The organism is Capnocytophaga canis (assembly GCF_043187445.1).
GTDB lineage: Bacteria > Bacteroidota > Bacteroidia > Flavobacteriales > Flavobacteriaceae > Capnocytophaga > Capnocytophaga canis.
Window position 1 is genome coordinate 1,384,427 of sequence record NZ_CP171121.1, and the last position, 24,685, is coordinate 1,409,111.

16 protein-coding genes and 1 pseudogene are annotated in these 24,685 nt (G+C 34.6%); 4 read left to right on the top strand and 13 right to left on the bottom strand.

Features of this window, described 5'->3' with window-relative positions:
• The first annotated feature begins 10 nt into the window (after positions 1-10).
• Together ACF3OB_RS05860 and ACF3OB_RS05865 are read left to right on the top strand one after the other, a co-directional pair.
• Positions 11-2,182 (top strand): TonB-dependent receptor, encoded by a 2,172-nt coding sequence (locus ACF3OB_RS05860; RefSeq protein ID WP_172913957.1) that lies wholly within the window; start codon positions 11-13, stop codon positions 2,180-2,182.
• A gap of 161 nt (positions 2,183-2,343) precedes the next feature.
• On the top strand, positions 2,344-3,657 hold the full coding sequence (locus tag ACF3OB_RS05865; RefSeq protein ID WP_172919282.1) for a serine hydrolase: 1,314 nt from the start codon (positions 2,344-2,346) through the stop codon (positions 3,655-3,657).
• A gap of 68 nt (positions 3,658-3,725) precedes the next feature.
• Here the strand turns inward: ACF3OB_RS05865 and ACF3OB_RS05870 are convergent, their stop codons facing one another.
• Positions 3,726-4,157, bottom strand: coding sequence for a hypothetical protein (locus tag ACF3OB_RS05870; RefSeq protein ID WP_042005449.1), 432 nt, complete (start codon positions 4,155-4,157; stop codon positions 3,726-3,728).
• A 361-nt stretch (positions 4,158-4,518) separates the two neighbouring features.
• Here ACF3OB_RS05870 and ACF3OB_RS05875 point away from each other — a divergent pair, with 361 nt between their 5' ends.
• Positions 4,519-5,778 carry a restriction endonuclease subunit S gene (locus tag ACF3OB_RS05875; RefSeq protein ID WP_392448759.1) on the top strand — a complete coding sequence of 420 codons (1,260 nt, stop codon included), beginning with the start codon at positions 4,519-4,521 and terminating at the stop codon, positions 5,776-5,778.
• 72 nt (positions 5,779-5,850) lie between these two features.
• Positions 5,851-6,654 carry a tyrosine-type recombinase/integrase gene (locus ACF3OB_RS05880; protein ID WP_042348350.1) on the top strand — a complete coding sequence of 268 codons (804 nt, stop codon included), beginning with the start codon at positions 5,851-5,853 and terminating at the stop codon, positions 6,652-6,654.
• Positions 6,655-6,703: 49 nt separating this feature from the next.
• Here the strand turns inward: ACF3OB_RS05880 and ACF3OB_RS05885 are convergent, their stop codons facing one another.
• The 12 genes and pseudogenes from ACF3OB_RS05885 to ACF3OB_RS05940 form a co-directional block, all read right to left on the bottom strand.
• Complete coding sequence (locus ACF3OB_RS05885) at positions 6,704-8,224, bottom strand: restriction endonuclease subunit S (protein ID WP_392447022.1); 1,521 nt, start codon at positions 8,222-8,224, stop codon at positions 6,704-6,706.
• A gap of 145 nt (positions 8,225-8,369) precedes the next feature.
• Positions 8,370-9,053: pseudogene (rhuM, locus tag ACF3OB_RS05890) on the bottom strand (RhuM family protein); the annotation flags it as partial.
• A gap of 27 nt (positions 9,054-9,080) precedes the next feature.
• Entirely contained in the window at positions 9,081-10,091 is a 1,011-nt protein-coding gene (locus ACF3OB_RS05895; RefSeq protein ID WP_392447023.1) for a YhcG family protein, read from the bottom strand.
• A gap of 32 nt (positions 10,092-10,123) precedes the next feature.
• A complete protein-coding gene (locus ACF3OB_RS05900; protein ID WP_172919284.1) occupies positions 10,124-11,122 on the bottom strand; it encodes a virulence RhuM family protein in 999 nt (332 codons plus the stop codon).
• A 36-nt stretch (positions 11,123-11,158) separates the two neighbouring features.
• Positions 11,159-12,574: an N-6 DNA methylase gene (locus ACF3OB_RS05905; protein WP_392447026.1), complete on the bottom strand. Its 1,416-nt coding sequence runs from the start codon at positions 12,572-12,574 to the stop codon at positions 11,159-11,161.
• Between the two features lie 90 nt (positions 12,575-12,664).
• Positions 12,665-13,153, bottom strand: a complete 489-nt coding sequence (locus ACF3OB_RS05910) for a Mov34/MPN/PAD-1 family protein (protein ID WP_392447028.1) — start codon at positions 13,151-13,153, stop codon at positions 12,665-12,667.
• Positions 13,143-14,834, bottom strand: coding sequence for a ThiF family adenylyltransferase (locus tag ACF3OB_RS05915; protein WP_392447030.1), 1,692 nt, complete (start codon positions 14,832-14,834; stop codon positions 13,143-13,145). Before ACF3OB_RS05915 ends, ACF3OB_RS05910 begins: the two co-directional genes overlap by 11 nt.
• A 3-nt stretch (positions 14,835-14,837) precedes the next feature.
• Positions 14,838-15,851 (bottom strand): CBASS cGAMP synthase, encoded by a 1,014-nt coding sequence (locus ACF3OB_RS05920; RefSeq protein ID WP_392447032.1) that lies wholly within the window; start codon positions 15,849-15,851, stop codon positions 14,838-14,840.
• Positions 15,844-16,872: a CBASS cGAMP-activated phospholipase gene (locus tag ACF3OB_RS05925; protein ID WP_392447034.1), complete on the bottom strand. Its 1,029-nt coding sequence runs from the start codon at positions 16,870-16,872 to the stop codon at positions 15,844-15,846. The genes ACF3OB_RS05920 and ACF3OB_RS05925 overlap by 8 nt, the downstream gene beginning before the upstream one ends.
• Positions 16,873-16,976: 104 nt before the next feature.
• On the bottom strand, positions 16,977-20,234 hold the full coding sequence (gene hsdR, locus ACF3OB_RS05930) for a type I restriction-modification system endonuclease (protein WP_392447035.1): 3,258 nt from the start codon (positions 20,232-20,234) through the stop codon (positions 16,977-16,979).
• 360 nt (positions 20,235-20,594) lie between these two features.
• On the bottom strand, positions 20,595-21,770 hold the full coding sequence (locus ACF3OB_RS05935) for a hypothetical protein (RefSeq protein ID WP_095893746.1): 1,176 nt from the start codon (positions 21,768-21,770) through the stop codon (positions 20,595-20,597).
• A 107-nt stretch (positions 21,771-21,877) separates the two neighbouring features.
• Complete coding sequence (locus ACF3OB_RS05940) at positions 21,878-24,562, bottom strand: TonB-dependent receptor domain-containing protein (protein ID WP_392447037.1); 2,685 nt, start codon at positions 24,560-24,562, stop codon at positions 21,878-21,880.
• Positions 24,563-24,685 lie beyond the last annotated feature (123 nt).

The following is a 24,685-nucleotide window of genomic DNA, read 5'->3' on the forward strand; positions in this document are numbered from 1 at the left end:
CATTTTACTGATGAAAAAATTATTTTTTATGGGAGCGATGAGCCTTATTACTTCGGCTTATGCTCAAACAATTGAGTCTGAAAAAGATTCTATCAATCAGGATGTAATCCAATTGGATGAGGTTTTAGTTTCTGCTGTCCGGGCTGACAGAAAAACGCCTATTGCATTTTCTTCTATCAACAAAAAAGAGTTAGCTAAACGCAATTTAGGACAAGACATTCCTATTTTACTTAATTTTATGCCTTCGGTAGTAACTACCAGTGATGCAGGTAATGGCGTAGGGTACACTGGAATACGAGTTAGAGGAAGTGACGCTACACGTGTGAACGTAACTATCAACGGCATACCCTACAACGACTCGGAGTCACACGGCACGTTTTGGGTGAATATGCCAGATTTTGCATCCAGCGTAGAAAACATTCAATTACAACGTGGAGTTGGCACGTCCACCAACGGTTCAGGAGCGTTTGGAGCAAGTTTGAACATGCTTACAGACGCATCTTCTTATGAATCAAATGCTTTACTATCAACTTCTTACGGAAGCTACAACACTCAAAAGCACACAGCGAAATTCTCTACAGGGTTGATGAATAACACCTTTGAACTTTCAGGACGTTTGTCAAAATTATATTCTGATGGATATATTGATCGTGCTTCCTCAAAATTAAATTCTTACTTCTTACAAGGAGCCTTTGTTGATAAAGGAACTCTTATCAAAGGATTGGTATTTGGTGGAAACGAAAAAACCTATCAGGCGTGGAATGGCGTTGATGAAGAGGAAATGAAAAAATACGGTCGCCGTTACAATCCTTCAGGGAAACATAAGGACAACAACGGAAACACTGTTTTCTATGATAACGAAACCGACAACTACAAACAGGATCACGCTCAGCTACATTGGAATCAACGTTGGAGTAATATGTGGAACACTAATTTTGCGTTGCACTACACCAAAGGTTTCGGATATTATGAAAACTATAAAAAAGACCAAAAACTATCCAAACATGGCATCAAGCCAATTGAGTCAGGAGGCGTAACATCTTCAAAATCAGATTTAATTCGCAGAAAATATTTGGATAACGATTTTTACGGAGCAGTGTTTTCATTGAACTACAAAAATAAAAATTTAGATTTTACCTTCGGAAGTAGTGCCAATCGTTACGTGGGCGATCACTTTGGAGAGATTCTATGGGTTAGAAAACCTGCAAAATATAATTTCAAGCAGGAATACTACCGCGATGATGCTATTAAAACAGAGGCAAACAATTTTTTAAAAGCGACTTACTCTATTGGCAAATGGATTTTCTTTGGAGATTTGCAACTTAGAAACGTAAATTACAAAGCTAACAGTGAGGATACAGGTTTGGTAAATGACTCGTTTGATTTTTTCAATCCGAAGGCAGGCGTAACATATTCATTAAACACTCAAAATCAACTATACATTTCGTATGCGAAAGCTCAACGCGAACCGAATCGTGACGACTACGAAAACGGCAATCCACGCCCAGAAAAACTAAACGATTTTGAAGGAGGATGGCGATTCAAATCTGAAAATATAGCATTGAATATCAATGGATACTACATGCAATATCAAGACCAATTGGTACTAACAGGAGCTTTGAACGATGTAGGAGCTCCAGTGCGTGAAAATAGTGGAAAAAGCTATCGATTGGGCGTAGAAATTGACGCGGTTGTAAAACTCGGAAAATGGCAAATTCAACCGTCAGTAACGCTTAGCCAAAACAAAAATATTGATTTTTACACCAACTTTGACGGAAAGTTAGTGAATTTGGGAAATACGAATATTTCATATTCGCCAAACATAGTGGCTGGAAATGGATTAACATTCAACCCTTTGGAAGGACTACAATTAAGCTTATTCAGCAAATACGTTGGAGAACAATTTATGAGTAACACGGATGCTGATAAATCAAAATTAAATTCTTATTTGATCAATGACCTCAGCATAAATTACCAAATTCCAATGAAAAAATGGGCAAAATCTGTAACCTTTAGCTTATTGGTTAATAATATCCTCAATGAGGAATATATTTCTAATGGATATTATTACACTTACGATGATGATTGGACTACGGTTGGAGTTATCAAAACCATTGAAGCCACAGGTTTTTATCCACAAGCCGAAAGAAATTTCTTGGCTGGAGTAACGGTTTCATTCTAAATATATTTGTATTTTTATAATAATTTTCGGCTTTGTTTCAAAAATGAAACAGAGCCGAATTTTTAGTAAAACATTAGTTGTAAATAAATTACATTCATAATCATCCAATTTTTGTAACAAATTTCATATTTAAATACTAACGGAATAAAATTCAAAAGGAAATGAAAACACCATTAAAGATTTTTCTGCTATTTGTTTGCCAAATCACAGTAGCACAGCAATTCAACAAACAAAAGTTGGATACTTACCTAACAACTTTGGAGCAACATAACAAGGCAATGGGAAGTTTTGCTATTTCTAAAAATAGTAAAATTATTTACGAAAGATCCATAGGTCTTGCTAATGTCAACACACAACAGAAAGCAACGAACTATACGCGTTATCGAGTTGGATCTATCACTAAAACATTCACTTCCGTATTAGTTCTTAAAGCTATTGAAAATAAGAAATTAGCTATAGAGCAACGTTTGTCTGACTTCTTTCCGAACATACCTAACGCAAATATCATAACCATCCGACAATTACTTTCACATCAAAGCGGTATTTTCAATTTCACATCGGCTGAAGATTATTTCAATTGGCATACCACACAACAGACAAAAGAGCATATGTTAGAAAGAATTGCTTTGTTTGAACCTGCTTTTACACCAGGCAGTAGAACGGAATATAGCAACTCTAACTACGTATTATTGAGTTATATTTTAGAAGAGATCTACAAAAAACCATTGGCATTAATCATTGAGTCTGAAATTGTAAAACCATTGAAGTTGAAAAACACATACTTGGGCGGCGAAGCTAAAACTAATGACGGTGAAGCTACGTCGTATCAATTCGTAAAAGAATGGGTTAAAGAACCTGAAACACACCTATCATTTGTTTCAGGAGCAGGAGCTTTGATTTCTACTCCCACTGATTTGATAACATTTGCCGAATCTCTATTTGACGGAAAATTACTCTCAAAAGAAAGCCTGAAACAGATGCAAACTATAGAAAGAGGCTTTGGATTAGGACTATTTACCTATCCGTTTTATGAGCATACAGGATATGGACATTCGGGAGGTATCGATAAATTCGTGTCTGTTATGATATATTTCCCCGAAACGAAGATAGCTTATGCGAGAGTTTTAAACGGAATAACTATGACTGCTAATGACATTGATATAGCGGCACTTAGTGCTGTTTTCGGCAAAGATTTTAAAATTCCCGATTTCACAAAAAAAATATCAGACAAAAACATAGAAGTAGGCTATGAAGGAGTTTATACCTCTGCCGAGACACCTCTGAAAATAACCATATTCAAGAAAGACGGACAGTTAATGGCTCAAGCTACAGGACAATTAGCTTTTCCGCTAACTGAAAAAACAAAAGATATATTTACTTTTCAACCTGCCAATATCGAAATAGAATTCGTCCCCAACGAATATCAATTTATAATAAAACAAAGAGGCACGACAACCGTTTTCCATAAGGAATAAAGAAAAACTATCTGAAAAACCACTCTTTTTCGGATAGTTTTTTCTTAATCTTTCGTAAATTATTTATACTAAGCTAACCACTTACTCCAAGGAATTCTTGACAAAAAGCAGACAAGCCCTAACGCATAGAAAAGAGCTATTTTACCAAAAGCTCGATTGCTTGTTTTCTGTTTTTTGTGTAATGACCACCCAATGGTAATGAACACAACTCCAATGATAACCATCATCGGGTGCTCCAATAATAGTTGGCGTATGTACGAATTTTTCATAACACCACCAGCTTTCCAATTTTCGATTAAGGGAGTTACTACGTACAGAATTAATCCTAAAAGCAACTGGAGATGTGAAAAAATCAACGCAAAAAGCCCTATTCTCAAATCTTTAGAGCCATACTCACGTTTAACAAAAAAACCTATTGCTGCATTGATAGTTGCTATCAAAACTGTTGCTAAAACAACATACGCAAAAAGGGAATGAACCTGAAGGAACGTTGAATACATATTGATGAATATTTAGTTTGAGCAAAGATAGGAATTAATTGTGAATTGATGTTTTTTTCAAGTAAGAATTAAATCAAAAAAGTAAACATAAAAATATAATTTACTCATAATAAGACATTTACTTTATCTTTTAAAAAATATTAAAAATTAATATGTAACGTAATATGGCAGATACAAACAAAGTTAGTTTACTAAATCGTGACCTAACTACTTTTAAAACTGTAAATAAAAGACTATGATTGAAAACTTTAAATTTTCATAATACATCAGAATCTCTTAGGATATATCCCCTTATCGGAAGTACACCGAACACTTCGCTGATGGCACTACCAAAGACATTACCGAAGAAATACCTTTCAGTATCCCTGAAAATTGGGCGTGGTGTAGATTGGGGGAAATTTCTTCTAAAATAACAGATGGTTCTCATAATCCTCCTCCAAATCGATATAGTGGAATTCCTATGCTAAGTGCAACCAATATTTTTGATGATAAAATTAATTATGATACAAGTTCTCGTTGGGTTTTAGAAGAAGAATGGGAATTTGAAAACAAAAGAACAGAAATTGAAATAGATGATGTTTTATTAACTATTGTAGGAACGATAGGAAGAACAGCCGTTGTTAAATCCGATAAAAAATTTGCTTTACAGAGAAGTGTTGCTGTAATTAAACCAGTTATGGTAAATTCTGAATATATTCATTATATGTTGCAGACAGATTTTTTATATAACACAATGATTAATAATAGTAAAGGAACTGCTCAAAAAGGAATATATTTAGCTTCACTAAAAGGATTATTCTTCCCCCTCCCACCCCTTGCTGAACAAAAAAGAATCGTTGCCAAAGTAGAAGAATTGCTAGTTTTGGTAGAGGAGTTGGAAACCAACAAAACCGACCTAAGAAGCACCATTCAAAAAGCCAAAGCCAAGGTGTTGGATATGGCAATTCGTGGGCAACTCGTGCCACAAAACCCTGACGATGAGCCCGCTTCGGTGCTTTTAGAACGCGTCAAAAATGAACAACAATCTGCAAAATCTAAAAAAAGAAACACGGCACATAATACACACTATGAGGAGGAAGCTCCTTTTGAAATCCCTGAAAATTGGGTATGGTGTAGGTTGGGAGAAATTGGGGAAGTTATAAGTGGAGGGACTCCTCAAACATCGAATGAAAATTATTGGAATGGTGACGTTTCTTGGATAACTCCCGCTGATTTAAGCAATTACAAAGAAAAATACATTAGTCGTGGAAAAAGAAATATTTCGATGGAAGGTTTAGAAAATTCTTCAGCAAAAATAATTCGTAGAGGAAGTGTTTTGTTTTCGAGTAGGGCTCCAATAGGTTATGTTGCTATTTCTGAAAAGGAAGTTTCAACAAATCAAGGATTTAAATCTATTTCTCCATATATTGAGAATTCAGAACATTATATTTATTATTTTTTATTAGCAGAAAAAGAGAATATTTCTCTGAAAGCATCAGGGACAACTTTTAAAGAGTTATCAGGGACAGAATTTGGAAAAATTCTCTTTCCCCTCCCACCATTAGCAGAACAACGGCGAATTGTGGAAAAAATCGAGCATATATTTTCGGTTTTAGATGAATTGGAAGAAATTTTAAGTTAATTGTAAATGATTATGTATAATTGATAATCAAGAATTGTTTATGTTTTCTATTCATTTTAAAATAATAGAAATATGCAAAAACAATTTGAAGCCTTTTTGGCAAAGCAGGAGCTATCTCCTAATACGATGAGCTCGTATGTTTGGACAGTTGAGTATTTCCAAAGGAATTATCAAACGCTGAATAAGGAAAATTTACAAGCGTACAAAGGGTATCTCATAGAGCATTTCAAACCTCAAACGGTCAATCTTCGTCTGCAAGCCATCAACAAATTTTTAGAGTTTAAGAAGAAAGACCGCCTGAAAATGAAATTTGTAAGGGTTCAGCAGAAAAACTTTTTGGAAAATGTTATCAGCAATGCTGATTATCTTTTCCTGAAAGAACAACTGAAAAAAGACGGCTACCAAGATTGGTATTTTGTGGTGTGGTTCTTAGGAGCTACGGGGGCAAGGGTGAGCGAACTCACACAAATCAAAGCGGAGCATATTGCACTAGGATATTTGGATTTATACACCAAAGGAGGCAAAATCAGAAGGCTTTATATTCCAAAAAAACTCAGAAACGAGGCTCAAAAATGGCTCAAAGAAAAAGACATCTCTTCGGGATACATCTTCCTAAATAAGTTCGGAAACAAAATTACTACCCGAGGTATTGCGGGGCAACTGAAATATTTTGCCGAAAAATATGAACTGAACCCTAAAGTGATTTATCCGCATTCGTTTCGGCATCGTTTTGCTAAGAATTTCTTGGACAAGTTCAACGATATTGCCTTTCTTGCCGACCTTATGGGGCACGAAAGCATAGAAACTACCCGAATTTATCTCCGCAGAACTTCCACAGAACAGCAACAAATTGTAGATAAAATCGTAACTTGGTAGAAATCAATGGTTAATTATTGATGATGAATTGATAATTAACCATTCATCATTAAGTTAGATTTTCCTCAATATTATCTAATTCTGTGAAAATTTCCTCTATTTTCTGAACAATTCTTTTCTGCTCGGAAAGGGGCGGGAGAGGAACGATTTCATTTTTTATCACATCCATTGATATAGAGGAAAATGTAGAACCTGTAGCTTTTTGAATAAACTTTCGTTTTAGTGTTTTAGTCCAATAATATATAAATTTTTCACTCATTCTCTGTAATGGAACTATACAGCATAGACCTCTACCTATACATAACCTTCTATTAGTAATATTTACTTCGCCTACCGGAGCTCTCACACAAATTAAAACACTATTTGCAGGTGCAACTTTTGTTATTTCATTTGTATAAAAGTTTGAAGGTTTAATATACTTGGAAGTAAAAAATATTTTTCCTTGATGAAACTCTAAATTTCCTTTTCCTGAAATATTTTCACTTTTAGGTGATTGTCCCATAATAACTTCCCCAATCTCCCCCAACCTACACCACGCCCAATTTTCAGGGATTTCAAAGGGTAATTCATCATTAACCACTAACAATTTATCATTGTCATAGTGTGTATTATGTACCGTATTTTTCTTTTTAGATTTTGCAGATTGTTGCTCGTTTCTGATGCGTTCTAAAAGTACCGAAGCAGGTTCATCGTCAGGATTTTGTGGTACAAGCTCTCCACGAATTGCCATATCCAATACTTTGGCTTTGGTTTGTTGAATGGTGCTTTTTAGGTCGGTTTTGTTGGTTTCCAAATCCTCTACCAAGGCTAACAATTCTTCTACTTTGGCAACGATTCTTTTTTGTTCGGAAAGGGGAGGAAGGGGAATGAGGACTTTTCTAATTTGCTCCAAATGTAAATTTGGCACACCTATTCCTTTTAACCCTTTATCAAATTGACTTTTAGTAGTGCTACTATTTATAATATGCAGTAAATATTTAGAATTTATGTATTTATTAAAAGGTCTCAAAATCGCTAAACTTACATATATATCAAAAATAATATCTCTATCTACTATCGCTGCTATTCCTGTTGTCCCGTTTTTAGCCAAAAGAATATCATCCAATTTAGGAGCTATTCTTTTATATAAAATGTTATGTAATTCTTCTCCCACATATTTTACATCCTCCCAATTGATTTTTCCTGTCGTAACATTTTTTGAAGAAAGAAATATGTATCCAGATTCTGAATATTTTGGGGTTTGATGGGTTCCGTCCGTTATAAATTCACAAATTTGTTCAAGATTGCACCACGCCCAATTTTCGGGAATATCAAAAGGAATTTCTTCGGTAATGTCTTTGGTAGTGCCATCAGCGAAGTGTTCGGTGTACTTCCGATAAGGGGATTTTTCAGAAGTTATATAAGATGATTTTTTATCTTTTTTTATTTTTTTCTGTTCGATGAGTTGTTGTTTTTCTGCACGGATTTTTTCCAATAATACCGATGCTAGTTCATCTTTTCCGTCTTGCGGTACAAGTTGCCCACGAATGGCAAGGTCAAGTATTTTTTGTCTGAGCTGCTGGGTGTTCACTTTTCTAAATTGCTAATTATTAATTGTAAATAGTTAATTCATCATTTATAATTAACCATTAATAAATTATTTGTTGTTTTTTACTTGTTTTTCCAATAGTTCTATTTGTTTGAGGTCTTCCAAATCGGCTTGCTCAGCATCGACTGTTTTTCGCCGTGAAAATATCTCCTTTTCGCACGATACTTCCTTTCCAAGAGGTAAGCCCCATATTGGGTTTTTCGGTATTGGCTCGGCTTACCACAATTTCGGCTGTGGTTTGGTGTGTTACGGCATAAAGGAGCTTGTTTTGGGTTTCGGCAAAAAACATTTGCGTAGATTTATCGGTTTTATCATAATCGTTGCTCAATTTAAACAAATCACGCACTTTTTGGTAAAATCGTTTTTCAGAGGCACGAATATCGCGAATACGAGCCAATAATTCATCAAAATAATCGGGGCGTTCATCAGGATTTTTCAGTCGGTCATCATCCATCACAAAACCTTTTATTAAATATTCTTTGAGGTTTCGGTTTGCCCATTGTCGGAACTGCGTACCGCGTTTGCTTCGCACTCGAAAGCCGATAGCTAAAATCATATCTAAACTATAAAAAGTTACCTCATAATTTTTTCCGTCAGAAGCAGTTGTCAAATAATTTTTGACAACTGAATTTTCATTTAATTCATTTTCTTCCAATATGTTAAGTATATGATAACTTATTGTTTGCTTAGAGGTGTCAAAAAGTTCTGCAATTTGACTTTGATTCATCCACACCGAACCATCTCGGGCATAAAGTGCTAATTTAGCCTTACCGTCTTGGGTCTTGTAAATGATGATATTTTGTTGTTCCATAACCTTTTTTAATTGTTCATTTAATCATTAACCATTATTTTTCATTTCATTCATTACCAAATGTTGTAAGTCTTCTTTTGGCAATAAAAATTGATAGTCCGAAACGCCTATGGGCTTGGTAATGTCTTGCAAGGCTATTTCCACATCCAGATGGTCTTTATCTGCACAAAGGATAATGCCAATGGAAGGATTTTCGTTTTCGCCTTTTTCTAATCTATCTAAAAGAGAAAGATAAAAATTCATTTTCCCTACATATTCGGGTCTGAAACTTCCTATTTTTAGCTCTATCGCTACCAAAGATTGCAATCCTCTATGGAAAAAAAGCATATCTACAAAATATTCCTTTTGGTTGTATTCCAATCGATATTGATTGCCTATAAACGAAAACCCTTTGCCTAATTCTAATATAAAAGAACGAATTTTTTCGGTCAATCTTTTTTCTAATTCTTGCTCTTTTATGGGTTCGGTAATTCCTAAAAATGCTAAATTGTAGGAGCTTTTAAATACTTCATTGGCATATTCGGCACTTATTTTAGGAAGTGTGGTAGCAAAATTGTTGGTAGGCAATTGTTTTGTTGTATGTGTATAGGTGTCCATTTTTATAGCATTGAGCAACAAATCTCTCGACCATCCTTTTGTAATCACTTCATTAGCGTAAAATGCCACAGCTTCTAAGGATTCTACCTTACTTAAAAGCAGTAAATTATGTCCCCAAGGCAAAACTGCGACAGAGCGTCGCAGTTTTTCATCTGCCTGATAATAACGCTCATAGAAGCGTTTCATATCCCATAAGTTTCGTGGCGAAAATCCCATATCAGGAAATTCGTTTTTTAAATCAACTGAGAGTTGTTTCACCACGGCACTGCCATAGCCTTCTGCCAATTGCCTTTCCGATAAGATTTTTCCCAAATTCCAATACACCGAATTGGCAGCACTATTTACCTGCTGAGCAATAATGGTGCGTGTGGTGTGAATTTGGCTAATGGCTTGGCTCAGTATCTCGCGATATTCCGTAGTATTTGTCAGTTCTTTACTCATAACATCTATTATAAATCATTAACAATGAACCATTACTCCAAAATATGTTTATCAAAATCCGATAAATAATTTTGATCTTGTTTAATGCGGAATTTTTCAAATTCTTGTTCTGCAAACGCTTTGGCTATGGCATTGGTCACTTTTCCTGTGTCTTGCAAAATTTCTTTTTGATTGAATTGCAGAAAAACATTGAGTTTTTCTGACCAATCTTGCATTGTCATCGGAATATTTTGTTCTGCTTGAGTTTCTGCATAGTCTAAATACATTGTAACAAAACGCTCTAATTGCTTTAATTCTTTTTCTGTGAGATAATTTTTAGCAATTGAAACATCTGTTTTGATGATTTTCCCATCAGGAGCATTTTTCCACGAAGTAAGTCCCATATTTTCTTTTTCATTATTGGCTCTTTCTACAATAACCTCAGCGGCTGTATGTCCGTGAATGGCAAAATGCAATTTGTTTTGAACCGAGGCAAAAAATGTTTTAGTAAATTCAGAATCTACCGAATAATCTATGGCAGTGGCATAGATATCAGTAATTTTTTGATAAAAACGCCTTTCACTTGCCCGTATTTCTCTTATTTCGGCAATTAAATTATCAAAATAATCTTGATTTAAAAATGATCCATTTTTCAGTCGTTCTTTATCTAATACATAGCCACGCACAGCAAAATCTCTTAGTACAGCGGTAGCCCACTGCCTAAACTGTGTAGCTTTTGTAGAATTGACACGATAACCTACAGAAATTACAGCATCAAGATTGTAGTGTTTGGTTTTATAATTTTTCCCATCAGAGGCAGTTGTCGAGAAATCCTCGGTAACTGATTTTTCTTCCAATTCTCCTGATTTGAAGATATTTTTAAGATGAAGAGATATATTATCTGTACTACAATCAAACAAAATAGCCATCAATTTTTGAGAAAGCCATATTGTTTCTTTTTCAAATCTCACTTCAATACCATCTTTTTGATATTGTGATGTGAATATTAAAAATTCTGCCGTACTATTTCGTATTTGTAATTTTTTATTCATTTTTTTTGATGAATGTTTTTAATTTTCAATTAACAATTAACCATTAATCATTAATTTCAGTTTTTCCACGGCGTTCATAATTTTATTAGCTTTTTCTTCGATGTTTTCGAGCAGTTCATCAAGGGGAATGTCTTCGGTTTCTTCGCCTTGTTTGAGCCAAGAGATGTCCAAGCTAGTTTTATCGCGTGCCATAATTTCTTCGATGGTGTATTTTCGCCATCGTCCTTTTGGATTTTCAGCCGAATAGGTTTCTTTTCGCTTGCTGAAATCGTCTTCGCAATAGCATTCGATAAACTCCTGAAAATGTTCGTATTTCAAAGGATTGGTTTTCCCAAAATTTGGCATATTGCTTCGCAGGTCGTAAAGCCAAACTTCTTTGGTATTGTTTTTTTCGATTTTACCTTTGGTGAAAAATAGTACATTGGTTTTCACGCCTTGAGCATAGAAAATCCCTGTCGGAAGACGCAAAATGGTGTGCAAATTGCACTTGTCCATCAAGTCTTTACGGATTTTTTCGCCGTCGTTGTCCACAAACAAAACATTATCAGGCAATACCACCCCCGCACGACCATTTACATTCAAACTTCGGTAGATGTGTTGCAAGAAATTGAGCTGTTTGTTGGAAGTCGGAAAGGTTAAATCGTCTCGCGTGGCTCTTTCGCCTCCTTTTTTTGTACCAAACGGCGGATTGGTCAGCACCACATCAAAACCTGTCATTTTTTTTCCTTCGGAAGAGAGCGTATCGCCCAGTTTTATATCGCCCTTGATGTCGTGGAGCATTGCATTCATCAGTGCCAAACGGTGCGTTTCGTGTACGAGTTCGCCCCCTGTAAACGCCTCGTTTTCTTGGAAAAGTTGCTCCTCTTCCGATAAATCAAAAAGGTCATCGGTTTGCTTTTTGATGTGTCGGTCGGCAGCAATCATAAAACCGAAAGTTCCGCAGGCAGGGTCGTTGCAGCGTTCGCCCGCTTTGGGATTAATCAACTCCGTAATGACATCAATCAGCACACGCGGGGTGAAATATTGCCCTGCTCCCGATTTCTTTTCGTTGGCATTTTTCTCCAAAAGTCCTTCGTACAAGTTGCCCAATCCTTCTTCCTTAGCCGAATACCAATCCAATTCATCAATGGTTTTGATGATTTTTTCAAGGTTTTTCGGTTCTTCGATGTTGGATTTTGCCCCTGCATAAATTTCGCGTACGCGTCCTGTGCATTCCTCGCCCAGATGCTCCAAGAGTTCTTTGTAAAACTTTTTCAGATTGATTCCGTCCTGTTTTACGAGTTTGTCCCAACGATACTGCTCGGGAATTTCCTTTTCTGTGTTGGTTTCCTTTGCCATTTTTAGGAACAGAATGTAAGTCAGTTCCGTTACATACTGATGATAGGTAATGCCATCATCTCTTAATACATTACATAAAGCCCACAGCTTCGATACGATTTCTTGGTTGTTCACGGGGGTAATTGTTAATTATTAATGGTTAATTGTATTTATTGTATTTAAGGTTTGATGTGTTTGTTAAATTTTTGGATAAATAGATATTTATTAGAAATTTACTTTCATATAGACTATCTCATTACTAATACTCAAATTATCTACTTGTTTTTTATCAACATATACCCCAATATAGATTGATGTGATACCTACAATTATCATAAAATGAGTATTAGAATTTAATATATTATTTTTTAGTGATTTCTCAAAATTTTTCAAATCAGGCATAGAAGGCTTCGGATTATTTTCGGGATGGGTGTGCCATTCTCCCAAATATATTTCTTTTCCTTGAGAACTTTTAAATTTCATATCTATAAACTCTTGTGCTGATTTGAATGATCTATTAAAATCATATCTTGATCTCTTATCGAATTTCGTGGGTTCTGAACAATCCAAAATTTCAATATGGTTATCATAAACTTTACCTACTAATACTCCACCTGATTCTTCTTTTTTATTATCATCTTGTATATACTTTTTAAAGATTTTAAAAACAGAATTATCAATTTTAAACTGTGTTTCATTTACTTCAAATTCCATTTTCTATAATTTTAAAACTATCTTTCAATGTATATTCACGAACTAACTCTAAATTAATATTTTTGATGTAATCAATATCCCCTATCCAAGTAAAAATAGTCGATTTATTAACTTCATCTTTCAATATGATTTTATGCAAAATACTGTTTATCGCACTTAAAAACATATTTAAATACAAATCGGAATATGGCATATATCCCGTTTGGCAAGAGCCTTCTCTCATAGATAAATCTTCCCCACTCTTCAATATATGATAAGGATAATTTTTCAACAAATCTTTCCCTTTTTCAAAATCTTCTGGTTGCAGAAAAACAAATTGACCACTAGCAAGATATGGTTCCACCCAAATCAAAATTATTGGTTTAGTAGATTCTATATCCACCAGATGATTAAGTATATATTCTTCAATCCTTGAAACACCAACAATAATAAATCGATAATCAAATTGTTCTAAAACCGCAGGATTACTTTTGAAGACATCAATAACATCTCTGTTAAAACTCAATACATTTGTAAAAGGATTTTTAGATAAAATTTCATATTTAGCAATATTTACCTTAGGATTATTTATATAATTGAATCCAAATTTGTTTCTGAAAACATTCTCAACCTTCAATATATCAGGATCTATAAGACAAAAATCGGAAATAGGATATTTAAGCAAATAAAATAATAAATTAGAACCTACACTACCTAATCCTACAATTCCTATTTTTATACTTCTTTCAACTTCCTTTCCACTCGTTCTAAAATCTAATCTTTTAGGAGAAATATTTGAAAAAGATATCCGTTCAACATTATTATTTTGAGCTAACTCAGAATGTAGATATTGCCAATTTGTTTTTATTCTATATCCATTTGTTATTTTGTTTATGAAAGGATATCTCCAACCAAAAAGCTCATTGTAGTTGTTTTTAAAAACAACAATAAAATCATTATATGATAGCTTGTTAATTCTTTTTCTAAACTCTTCATTTTTTGTTAATAAATCTACTGAATGCTTTAATGAAAAATCGAAAGGAGGTATAACATTTTTATAATCTATCTGAAAGACTTCGATTTCAACATACTTTATTTGTTTTATTTTTAAATACTTATCAAATAATTGAAACTTATCTTCGTCGTTATAAACTAAAAAATCATAGGCACTAAACTTATCAATAAATCGAATTCCTTTTAAGTTATTAAATCCTTCTACATTGATTAAACTTAATCCTAATACTTTCGTTTTGTCTCTCTTAGAGTATGCAATATCCCAATAGGCTTGGAACTCTCTTTCAAACTCTTTATTTATGTATTCAACATCATCAATTCCTCTGATTATCTTTTTCGCATCACCAAGTAATTCTATAATAAACTCCGCATATTTATCTTCTTCAATAAGAAAATTGCTGTTTTCGTCTATAATACATATACTTAAATCTTCATTGATATGGGGAATATATTTTATATCTTCATAAGAATATTCATCTATGTAAATCTTTGGCAAATAAACTGATATCGGTTCTTTGACTACTACATACAACTGAATTATCCTTAATCCATCATTTAAGGATAATTCAGTTTCAACAGAAATCACTTGTTTGTATTTTTTTAGTTTTTCATTCCCTTTTAAATCTTTCGTATATACAATATTAGCTGTTTCTGTTTTAGAAATAATATCACAAACCTTTTGAATCATTTTTTATGCTGATTTATTATCATATTTTATTTGATCAGGACTTGAAAATGTTTTCGCCTCTGAACTAGAATCTTCTTCTTTGATTGCTTTACAAGGAAAACGATCCCCTAAATGTTTTTGCCATTTTGCACAAGCATCTTTCTTATTAGTCAAATTGATAGCTTGTTCACCCGACTTGATAAATGAACCTAATGCATCTAAAAAAGATTTTTTAGTCGTTGGAGCAGAATATTTATCTAATAGATTTTCATCTTCATTGGGGGTTGGACGATAGCAAGCGTAACTAGCTGACCAAGGGAAACGAGTGTCATCTATTTCTTTTTGGATAGCTTTTAGTGTTTCAAGTAGAGAGACATCGTCTCTTTCATCTGTAACAAAATTATTTGACGCTAGAATCGTAAAAATCATACCACTTGGAAATCTTAATGACGAATTATCATTATTTTTTTTATCTGACCAAGCTTTTAAATACCTAACGATTCTTTTTAATTGAGGTTTTCCTTTTGCTTGTCCGTCAAACCATTTTTTAAAAGCATAGGGGTCACTCTCAACCCATCCTTTTGATAAATGTGCTAATTCAGGTATTTCTCCATCTAACGAATATTCGTCATCTGATTTTTCTACCATATAATAGATAGGTAAATCAATATGATAATCTCCTTTGTAAATTACTCTTACACAAGTGTTTTTATCTTTTGGATCAGTTTTAGTTCTATCTTTTACTGCTTCATATATCCAATTATGAGCAGTTTGAGGAGATGGTCTATCTTCCTCTTTTCCAAAAATATAAACACCATCATCCAAATCGTATTCATTTGATATAGGTTGAATAGTTGTATTCATCATAAAAGAACCTTGACCTTTAAAATTTACAGAATGTTTATCTCTATTTTTTTCAAAATAATCTCTTATATCATCTCTAATAGAGTTTCTGGATTTTCTTAGTGATTCTTTTTTGTTCTGTTCTAGTTTGATGATATCATCAAACTCTAAAAATGTGGAATGTAAATTAGCCATTTGTTATATATGTTTTTTTAGTTGTAAAATAATATTTTATTTCTGATTTTTTTTCAAAAATATCAGCCTGTTTATTTGCCATATTTTTCATCAAGTTATAAGCTTTTATATTTGCAACATCTAATTGTATATCAGCTTCTTGTTTTTTAGAAATCTCAATAGACGGAATTCTCAAATAGCCTATTTTAATATCTGAAATTTTCTTTATTTTTGAAAGAAAAAAATGAGTAAAGAAAGATTGTCCATTCATAGAAGTTTCGAATAATTCATCTTTCCAATTGACAAATGCTCTTTCGTTTTTCAATCCCATTGGATTCCCGCCTGTTAAATTTAAACTACTCAAGGATAAGATTTTAACACTATCATATTCTTTTCCATCTCCAACAAAATAATCTAATGCCTCTAATAGCCCAACCATAGTGGGATTATTAGCCCAAACACCTCCATCTATAAATTGCTCATTATTAAAACATTTTAACTCTGCCATAGGCAAAAATGTGGGAGCAGCAGAAGTAGCTAAAGCAACATCTATCATTTTCAATCCATTATCTCTTGATAAATTACCTTCCTTATGATCAAATTTAAAAACCTTAGTTTGTGCTTGAGTCACAGAATAACTTGGAATGCACAGTAAATTATTAGCTTCTCCTATTTTTTTATTTCCAAAAATTTCCTCCAAAGCGGCTTTTAAACCTTTATTAGAATATTTTCCTTTCCAAAATATTTGTTTAATATCCCTCCTACTTTTCATTCCTAAGAGAGAAATTGGGAATTTTTTAGATTGCGGGAAAATTTTCTCTCCTTTTTCTTCGTAAAATTTACAAATATCTTCTGCTGAAATATAGCTTGTTAATGCCAATGCAATCAATCCACCTGTAGATGTTCCACAAATCATATCAAAACAATCAGATGTTTTACAATTAAACTTTTTTTCAAACCTTTCCAATATTTTTGCAGAGTATAGTCCTTTTATACCTCCTCCATCTATACTCAGTATTTTAAAAACTTTTTTATCTTCCATTATACAAATTCTTTTTAACTACCCACAAATTTACAAATCCTTTTTACTCTACGATATTTTCTTTAATCATTAAACATTGAACATTAATCATTAACAATTAACCATTAAACAACAAAAAGATACTCCTTCAACTCATCTACAATTTCATCTAACTGATTTTTAAAAGCTTTGTTGATTTTTTCGTAGCCACCTTCGTTTTTGAATGCTCCCGTGTTAAAACTTTCGTGGTCGATAAATTGTTCTTTGATGAGGTATTTTTCGATGCGATCGAGCCATTTTTCTTCAATTTTCGTGAATTGACGATGGGTTTTGAGTTTTTTGAACGCATTTTCCAAGCGAACGGAATAATCTACCAAAGCACTGCCCAACGCCAAAGTACGAACGATGCCGATAATATCCGTGGTGATGTCCACATTTTTGGCTTTGTTCCAAGCGTGGTTGATTTCCTTGATGGAATAGCCCTCCTGCTCCATTTCCAATCGGAGGCTTTTCAGTTCGTTGCGTGTCAGCTCTTTCGGTCGGGTGCAAAGGATGTTGAGAGCGGCTATTCGGTTTTGATTTTCTGTGATAAAAGTTCTGAAGGCTTCGATATAATCCTCGGGGCGTTGTTCCGTTCCGCCGTATCCTTGGTAGCGTTCGGCAACTTGGTCGGTTTTATCGCTGATGATTTTGTAATGATTTGATTTTGATTTGGAATGAAACAAGAATTCAATGGCTTTTCTATGGTTTTGGATAAAAGTTTTTACCTCATCAATGGGTTGTTCTTTCAGTTCTCGGATAAACTCTTGTGGTGTTATTTTCTGTAAATTAAGGAAATAATCTTCATCTTGTTTTACAATATTTTTTACTCGTCTTTGCAATCGTCCGATGAGCTGATTTACATATTTTTTCACCGAAGAAGTTTCGCCGTTGTGGTTAATTCCATCGATAATATCCTCAAAAGAGGCGGACGGATTGGCAGCTACGGGCGTCATTTTTGTAAAATCTACAATGCTTTCAAAAACGCCTACAGGGTCGTAAATTTCAAAATTTTCTTTGTTGATTTTCGGACAAAGACGCGTGGCTCTCCCTAACATTTGTTCAAACAAAATCCTTGATTTCACACGGCGTAAAAACACCAACGAGGTGATTTCAGGTACATCAATTCCTGCGGTAAGTAAATCCACCGTAATGGCAATGTTCGGATATCTTTCGTTCTTGAATTGCTTGATGGCTTCCGAAACGCGTTTTTTATCGCCAATGCTTCCTGTGATTTTCTTCACCGCATCATTATCAATGCCTTGCTCGGCGTAAATTTCTTTGAGAATTTTTACGATGAGGTCGGCGTGTTGGTCATCTACGGCAAAAATCAGCGTTTTTCCTTGTCCTTCGGGGTCGAGGTCTTGGGCAATTTCGTTGAGTACCACTCGGTTAAAATCTTCTACAATGATTTTTTTATTAAATTGTTCGATGTCAAAATCAAGTTCGTCTTCAATTTCTGAAAAATCGGTAATTTCATTTTTTTCAGGGTCAAAAATTTGAATGGTATCTCCTTTTTGGTAATGAATGCCTTCTTTTCGCAACTGCGTAATGATTTGGTGTGGAAGATTATAATCCACTAAAAATCCGTCCAAAACCGCCTCACGATACGAGTATTCAAACACGGGTTTTCCGAAAATTTCGGTGGTATGGAGGGCAGGAGTGGCAGTAACGGCGATTTTCACGGCATCGAAATAATCAATTACGCTTCGGTATTTGCTGATAAAATCGTCCTGATTGCGGAACTCCAATTCATCGTCTGCCATCTCTTTATCAAGGGTATAGCCTCGATGGGCTTCGTCGATGATAATCAAATCATAATCGGAAACTGACGGGATATATTCGCCTTCGTTGTACAAAATCCGTTTGACCATCGCCTGTACCGTACTCAAATGAATTTTGGTTTCTCGCTCGATGTTTTTGTCTTCCAAGCCTTTGATATTGTAAATGTTATCCAAAGTTTGCAAATCCTCCAATCGCACTTCTTTGAATACATCGTGTGCTTGTTCGCCAAGCGAGGTTCTATCCACCAAAAACAAAATGCGTTTGAAGCGTTGGGTTTTCAAAAAACGATACATCATCGCCAAAATGGTACGCGTTTTCCCTGTGCCTGTCGCCATTGAAAGTAAGATGGATTGTTTGCCTTTAAGTAATTCTCTTTCAGTGGTTTCTACGGCTCTTATTTGGTACTCACGCAAGTTGAGTCCGTCTTTGTCTCTCAATAAATCGTAAGGCGTTTCGGCGAGTTTTTGGTTCGCTTTTTCGATGTCTTTTTCCAAATCTTCCAATAAACCTTGCGGACTTTTCCAACTTTGTAACGCCTTGGGAATATTATCGTTTCTACGCGTGTCCAAAAACCAAATACCCGATTTGGTTTCTAATTGCTTTAAATATTTTCTGCCGTTGGTAGCAAAGACAAAAGGCACTTGATAAGCTCCCCATTGAGAAATAATGTATTCAGAATGTTCTGATTTGATGTGTGTTGCGTAATCCTTACACTGATTGGCGATGATGGCGGAAATATCTTTGTATTCGGGTTTGGCTTCTACAATTCCGACTAATTTCAAACCTGCAAATAGGGCGTAATCGGCGTTGCCTTTATCGGTGGGAAATTCGGCAATGGCAATATTTTTTCCTTTTTCAGGGCGAGTGCCTTGGGAATATTTAAGGTGGATAGAATCGGCTTGCCAACCCGCTTCTTGCAGTTGAGCGTCAATGATTTTTCGCGTTTCCTCTTCAGAAAGATTGAGCTGACTCGCGTATTTTTTCGATTGTTTCACGCGTTCTTTTTGTGCCGACAGAAATTCTTTGGATTGGCTTTCTTCTAAATAATCTTTTTGTTTTTGGAGTTCAAATAATTGCTTTTGAAGGGTCTCAATCTGTTTTTCTTGGGCTTCTTTTTCCGCTTTCAAATCTTCTACGGAAATGGTATTTTTTTCAGGCAATACAAATTCTGAATGCCCTTTGGTACCCTCGCCATACGACAAAGCAAACCAACGAGCCAATTGGTAAGCCATTCTAAGCAAAGTTTCGGCGGCTTCTTGCGAGGCGTACACCGAATGTACAGCATCATTTCCTTTGAGTCGAAGTTGATGAAAAAGATCGGCAATGATAGGCTCTATAATGCCTTCTTTTTTGAGCGTATTGATTTTAGTAGCCTGATTTCCCTCATACGGCAACTGAATATGCTCAATCTGATAAATTTCATTAATCATCACCTCGCTAAACTGCCGAAGTTTGAACATACAAGTATTGGGGTCGGAATAGAGATTTTTTTCAGATAAATAGGCGATATTGTATAGTAAATTATGGTCTTCTCGTAGAAATATAAAGTTAGAGGTCATAGTTTTATTTTTGAGCGGTTAATTCAGAAGAACTTCCCATAATGTAAATTTATCGGAAATAAAGCCACAAAAGTACAAATTATTTGAATAAAATCCTTTTGAGAAATATAATTTTTTGTCGATATGAAAGCTACTTTTCTAACTATAAAAATCTTTCTGAAATACACCCCAAAACAAATAAGTTTAACAAAAACAATCGGGTTATTAATTGCTTTCTATATTTCAAATTTTAAGAGATACGTTTTATAGTAACTCAAAAGCAAACAGTATAACTAACTATCAATTAGAATTATAAAAAGAACAACAATCCGTGTGGGATTGTTGTTCACGCTTATGAAGGAAAATTAACTTGAAGCAACCTTAAAAGTTATATCTTGTCCAACCAAAAATAGATGTTGAACAACCTTTGTTTGAGTCTTTAATTGTGATTTGAGAATTGATGTTATCTGCATCCATATTAGATTCCTTTCCTGAAATAGCTGTTGTTAAAGAGTTTGTCAATGAAACCATAGCAACACCGCCCCCTTTTCCGTCTTTCAAATCAACAAGGTCGATTACCTGCCCTGTTCCTTTAACAAGCACGTTATCAATCGTAGCTTTTGCTCCACGACGTACTTTGATGACATCTTGCATTACTTTAGCTACATCTGTACTTTTAGCGATTTTGAGGTCGATAGTCATGTTTTTAATTGTAAAATCAGACTGATGTGTATGCGTTGGGTTTGCTCCATCCAAATTTCCATCGGCCTCTACGCCACGAGGATCCGACTCTGAACTCGAAAAATCCCCTTGCCACAAACCGTAACAATTCTCTAAAGTTCCATTCCAACCTTGAGTCATGTCAAACATGTCATCATCCGTATTGACACAAAGTAAGTTTTTAACACTCACCGAACCTCCGAAAAATTCTATTCCGTCATCGGCACATTCATAGACATATACATTTTCAACAGTTGTCCCTGAACCTACTCCGTTAAGTGTCAATCCATTATGTTCTACATCAGCGTTTGAACGAGCTCCCGTATATTCCAAAATCAGATACTGAATCGTTCCTGAATTGTCATTATCCATCGTTCCACCGTAAGGAATACTGCTATCAATTTCAGTGCTTCCCTGAGGAACACCTGCAGTCCAATCGCCAGAAAGCCTTGCTTTTCCATTGATTATCAACCCTCCCCAATACCCCGCTTTGGCAGTTCCTTGCGGAGCATTCGCGGTCATTTTCACAGGGTTTTCGGCGGTTCCTTGTATGTTCAATTTTCCACCCTGCAATACTAAGATATATTTATCAAACCCCTTATTTGCTTTGATGACCGTTCCAGCAGGAATATTAAGCACCGCTCCATCTTTAACAATCAGTGATCCATCCAAAATATAAGTTTTGGAAGCATCTAACGTGCGGTTTTGGGTTACTTCGCCTTTTAAATACGTGTTTTCAAGGGGTGTTTCCTCCTCTTTATCACTCTTGTTACACGAAATTAGTGTTAAACCTGTTAAGGCAATTAAAGTTCCAATTTTGAAAGTTTTTGTTTTCATTGTTATGTTTATTAATTATACTATTTTTATGATGTTTAAAATGTTTTTATTTGGCATAAATACCTCGTTTATTATCTGAACAAATTTGGTTCCCCATCAGTATATGGTTAAAATTTGTACGATAACCCAAGATTAAAGTCAACACCGCGTTGGTATGTATTTAGGATGATGTTTCCATCATTATTGGTGGCTTTTCTACTTAGTTCTCTTTTTGAATTGAATATGTTCTTGGTTTTTAATTTCAATGAAAGTCGTTCTGTAAGGTCTAAAGAAGCAACAAAATCCATTGTAGGTACTCCCTTTTCGATAATATCTTTGTACTGTAAGGTTCCAATGGTATAGATTCTATCACTAAAATAATTGAATACCATTGAAGCAGTAAAGTTCTTATTATTCTTCTGCAAACTGTATGTCAGATCAGCATTTGTAATAAAAGGAGCTGCTCCTTCCAATTGAGTTTTACGAGCTTGTGTATTAGCAACATTTATGTTTAACTCGGTGAAAATCAATGAAGCATTCCATCCAAAAGACCATTTTTGGTTAGAGAGTTCGCTTTCAGTTTGAAACAAATTCTTCCTTAGTTCAAGTTCTATTCCTGCGAAAGTAGCGTAGTCACTAATATTTCTATAAGTCAAATAGCCTCCTGAGCCTCCTTCTTCAACCCGAGCAATGGGACTAACAACATATTTATAAAACCCTGATAACGAGAACAATTCATTTCCATTGATATAATAATCCCATTTCAAATCCACATTGTAATTGTCCGAAGGTTTTAAGTCTTTATTTCCTTGACTTTTAAAACTAACATCGATATACACATAGGGGGAGATTTCTTTCGACTGTGGCATCGTGTATGTTTTGCTAACCCCAAAACGTAGTGCATGTTTTGAGTGTATGTCATATTTCAAGTTCAGCGCAGGAAGAATATATAATTTAGTTATTTCAGTATCCCCTTTAGTGCCTCCGCGGTTTACGTTATAACTCACTTTCATATCCACATTTTCTCCTTTCAATCCTGCATTTAGGACAATTTTTGGATCAATCTGATAGGTAAACTCGCTATAAAACGAATGGATAAATTTACTTACATCATATCGGTCAAAATTTCTATCCAATTGGAATAAACCTGCATTTAAGTTCGCTTGATTATATAATTGATCTAATTTATAAGAATTAATGTTTAATAATTGTTGTGATGACAAATCGTACTCAATTGCTTCGAAATCAGTTGCTAAGAATCGTCCATTATATCCAATTTTCCAATTAGAGACCTTTTCTTGTGAATTAAATCTATAAGTATATTCTAACTTTGTATTCAAATCATTTTCTTTCAATTCAATGAAATAACGTTGTTGTCGCCCTGTGCTGCCTGTAAGTTTGTAATGGTTTGAATCAGAAATTTTTGAAAAATTATTTATCCGTCTGTCGGGCTCCAATCCTTTTAGAGAATTATGCGCAATTCCGAGATTAATAACAGATTTTTCATTCAGTTTCCAGTCAGATAGTAATTGATTTGTTATCAACATATTATCATTATTTTGTTGTCGGACTAAATAACCCAAATAGGTATCATCGTACGCATCTTGGTATCGCTCTGAATTTTTGCCTTCATAAATCCCAACATACTGATTATTAGCGTGAACCAACATAAGATTATATCTTAACTGAAGATTATCTATCGTATAATTAGCATTTAAAAGCCCTAATTGATTGATTTTCTTTGAATACTTTTTACCTTTTTGATCAAGGAAAATAGTTCCTTCGGTGGTTGTATTTCGTATGATTTCTTCCGTAAAGGAATAGTCACTGCTGTGTGAAAACACTCCATAAATTGACAGCGGATGGTGTCCAAGCATCATTTTTTTTCCACCTGAAAATCCAATACCTGTATTTATCAGGAATTTAGATTGCGAAGGATCTAAACTATTTGCAAATTCATATACATTCAAGTTTGTAGAAGGTTTTTTTCTGTTAGAAAATCCTAATGAATTGATTCCTTGTTGTTCAAGAAAAGTATCTGACCTCATAACCTGAGTGTTCATCCCAAGGGAAAGATCCATTTTCAATTCGCTGTCATTTACCAATTCTTTTGACGTTATGTTTATGGTAGCCCCTCCTACGTCTGATAAGGTTCCCACTCCAAAAACTTTGTCTATACCAATACTTTGGATAATATCCGCAGTAAAGAAATCCAATGAAATATTCTTATATTCAGGATCTTCCGAAGGAATTGGGAATCCATTTAAAGTGGTCGCGTTGTATCTATCTCCTAAGCCTCTGACAAATACACTTTTTACTCCTTCTTGCTTTGAAATTCCCGATATTTTTGTAACCGCACCTTCCGCATCACTAACTCCCTTTCTGGAAAGTTCTTGAGCTCCAATAGCTTGTTTCATCAAAACAGCATTTTTCTGCTCAACCAAAAGTACGCTTTCCGCCTCTCTATTAACATTCCATTGTACTACGACCTCTTCCAAACCAACTCCTGCAGAGTTTAAACCGACTTCGATTTGTAGTCTCTTTCCTGTCTCTACCTTCACCGGAATTTCTTTTTCTTCATACCCCATAAAACTTACCAATAGCGTATAATCCCCAGCCTCTAAATTCAAATCAAACTTTCCGTGAAGGTCAGTAGTTGTTCCTCTACTTGTACCCTTAACAATCACACTGGCAAATGACAATGGCTCTCCGTCCATTTCTTGATCGGTCACTACTCCTGCCACTCCTGTTTTGGTTTGAGCACTGAGCATAGTAACCAAAAACATGGAAAAAACGCATAAAATTTTGTTCATACTATTATCATTTTTTTCTGTGGCAAAACTACAGTGTAAATGTAAAATGAACGTAATGAGTATATTATAAAAACATCACGAAATTATTACTGACAAGTAATCAAAAGTTTAAGGAAATGTTAA

Bases quoted from the DNA above. Each gene is read 5' to 3' on its own strand.
- ACF3OB_RS05870 (WP_042005449.1), bottom strand. From the start codon at position 4,157: ATGTATTCAACGTTCCTTCAGGTTCATTCCCTTTTTGCGTATGTTGTT.
- ACF3OB_RS05895 (WP_392447023.1), bottom strand. From the start codon at position 10,091: ATGAGTAAAGAACTGACAAATACTACGGAATATCGCGAGATACTGAGC.
- ACF3OB_RS05940 (WP_392447037.1), bottom strand. From the start codon at position 24,562: ATGAACAAAATTTTATGCGTTTTTTCCATGTTTTTGGTTACTATGCTC.
- ACF3OB_RS05915 (WP_392447030.1), bottom strand. From the start codon at position 14,834: ATGATTCAAAAGGTTTGTGATATTATTTCTAAAACAGAAACAGCTAAT.
- ACF3OB_RS05860 (WP_172913957.1), top strand. From the start codon at position 11: ATGAAAAAATTATTTTTTATGGGAGCGATGAGCCTTATTACTTCGGCT.
- ACF3OB_RS05920 (WP_392447032.1), bottom strand. From the start codon at position 15,851: ATGGCTAATTTACATTCCACATTTTTAGAGTTTGATGATATCATCAAA.
- ACF3OB_RS05880 (WP_042348350.1), top strand. From the start codon at position 5,851: ATGCAAAAACAATTTGAAGCCTTTTTGGCAAAGCAGGAGCTATCTCCT.
- ACF3OB_RS05910 (WP_392447028.1), bottom strand. From the start codon at position 13,153: ATGGAATTTGAAGTAAATGAAACACAGTTTAAAATTGATAATTCTGTT.
- hsdR (WP_392447035.1), bottom strand. From the start codon at position 20,234: ATGACCTCTAACTTTATATTTCTACGAGAAGACCATAATTTACTATAC.
- ACF3OB_RS05900 (WP_172919284.1), bottom strand. From the start codon at position 11,122: ATGAATAAAAAATTACAAATACGAAATAGTACGGCAGAATTTTTAATA.
- ACF3OB_RS05935 (WP_095893746.1), bottom strand. From the start codon at position 21,770: ATGAAAACAAAAACTTTCAAAATTGGAACTTTAATTGCCTTAACAGGT.
- ACF3OB_RS05925 (WP_392447034.1), bottom strand. From the start codon at position 16,872: ATGGAAGATAAAAAAGTTTTTAAAATACTGAGTATAGATGGAGGAGGT.
- ACF3OB_RS05865 (WP_172919282.1), top strand. From the start codon at position 2,344: ATGAAAACACCATTAAAGATTTTTCTGCTATTTGTTTGCCAAATCACA.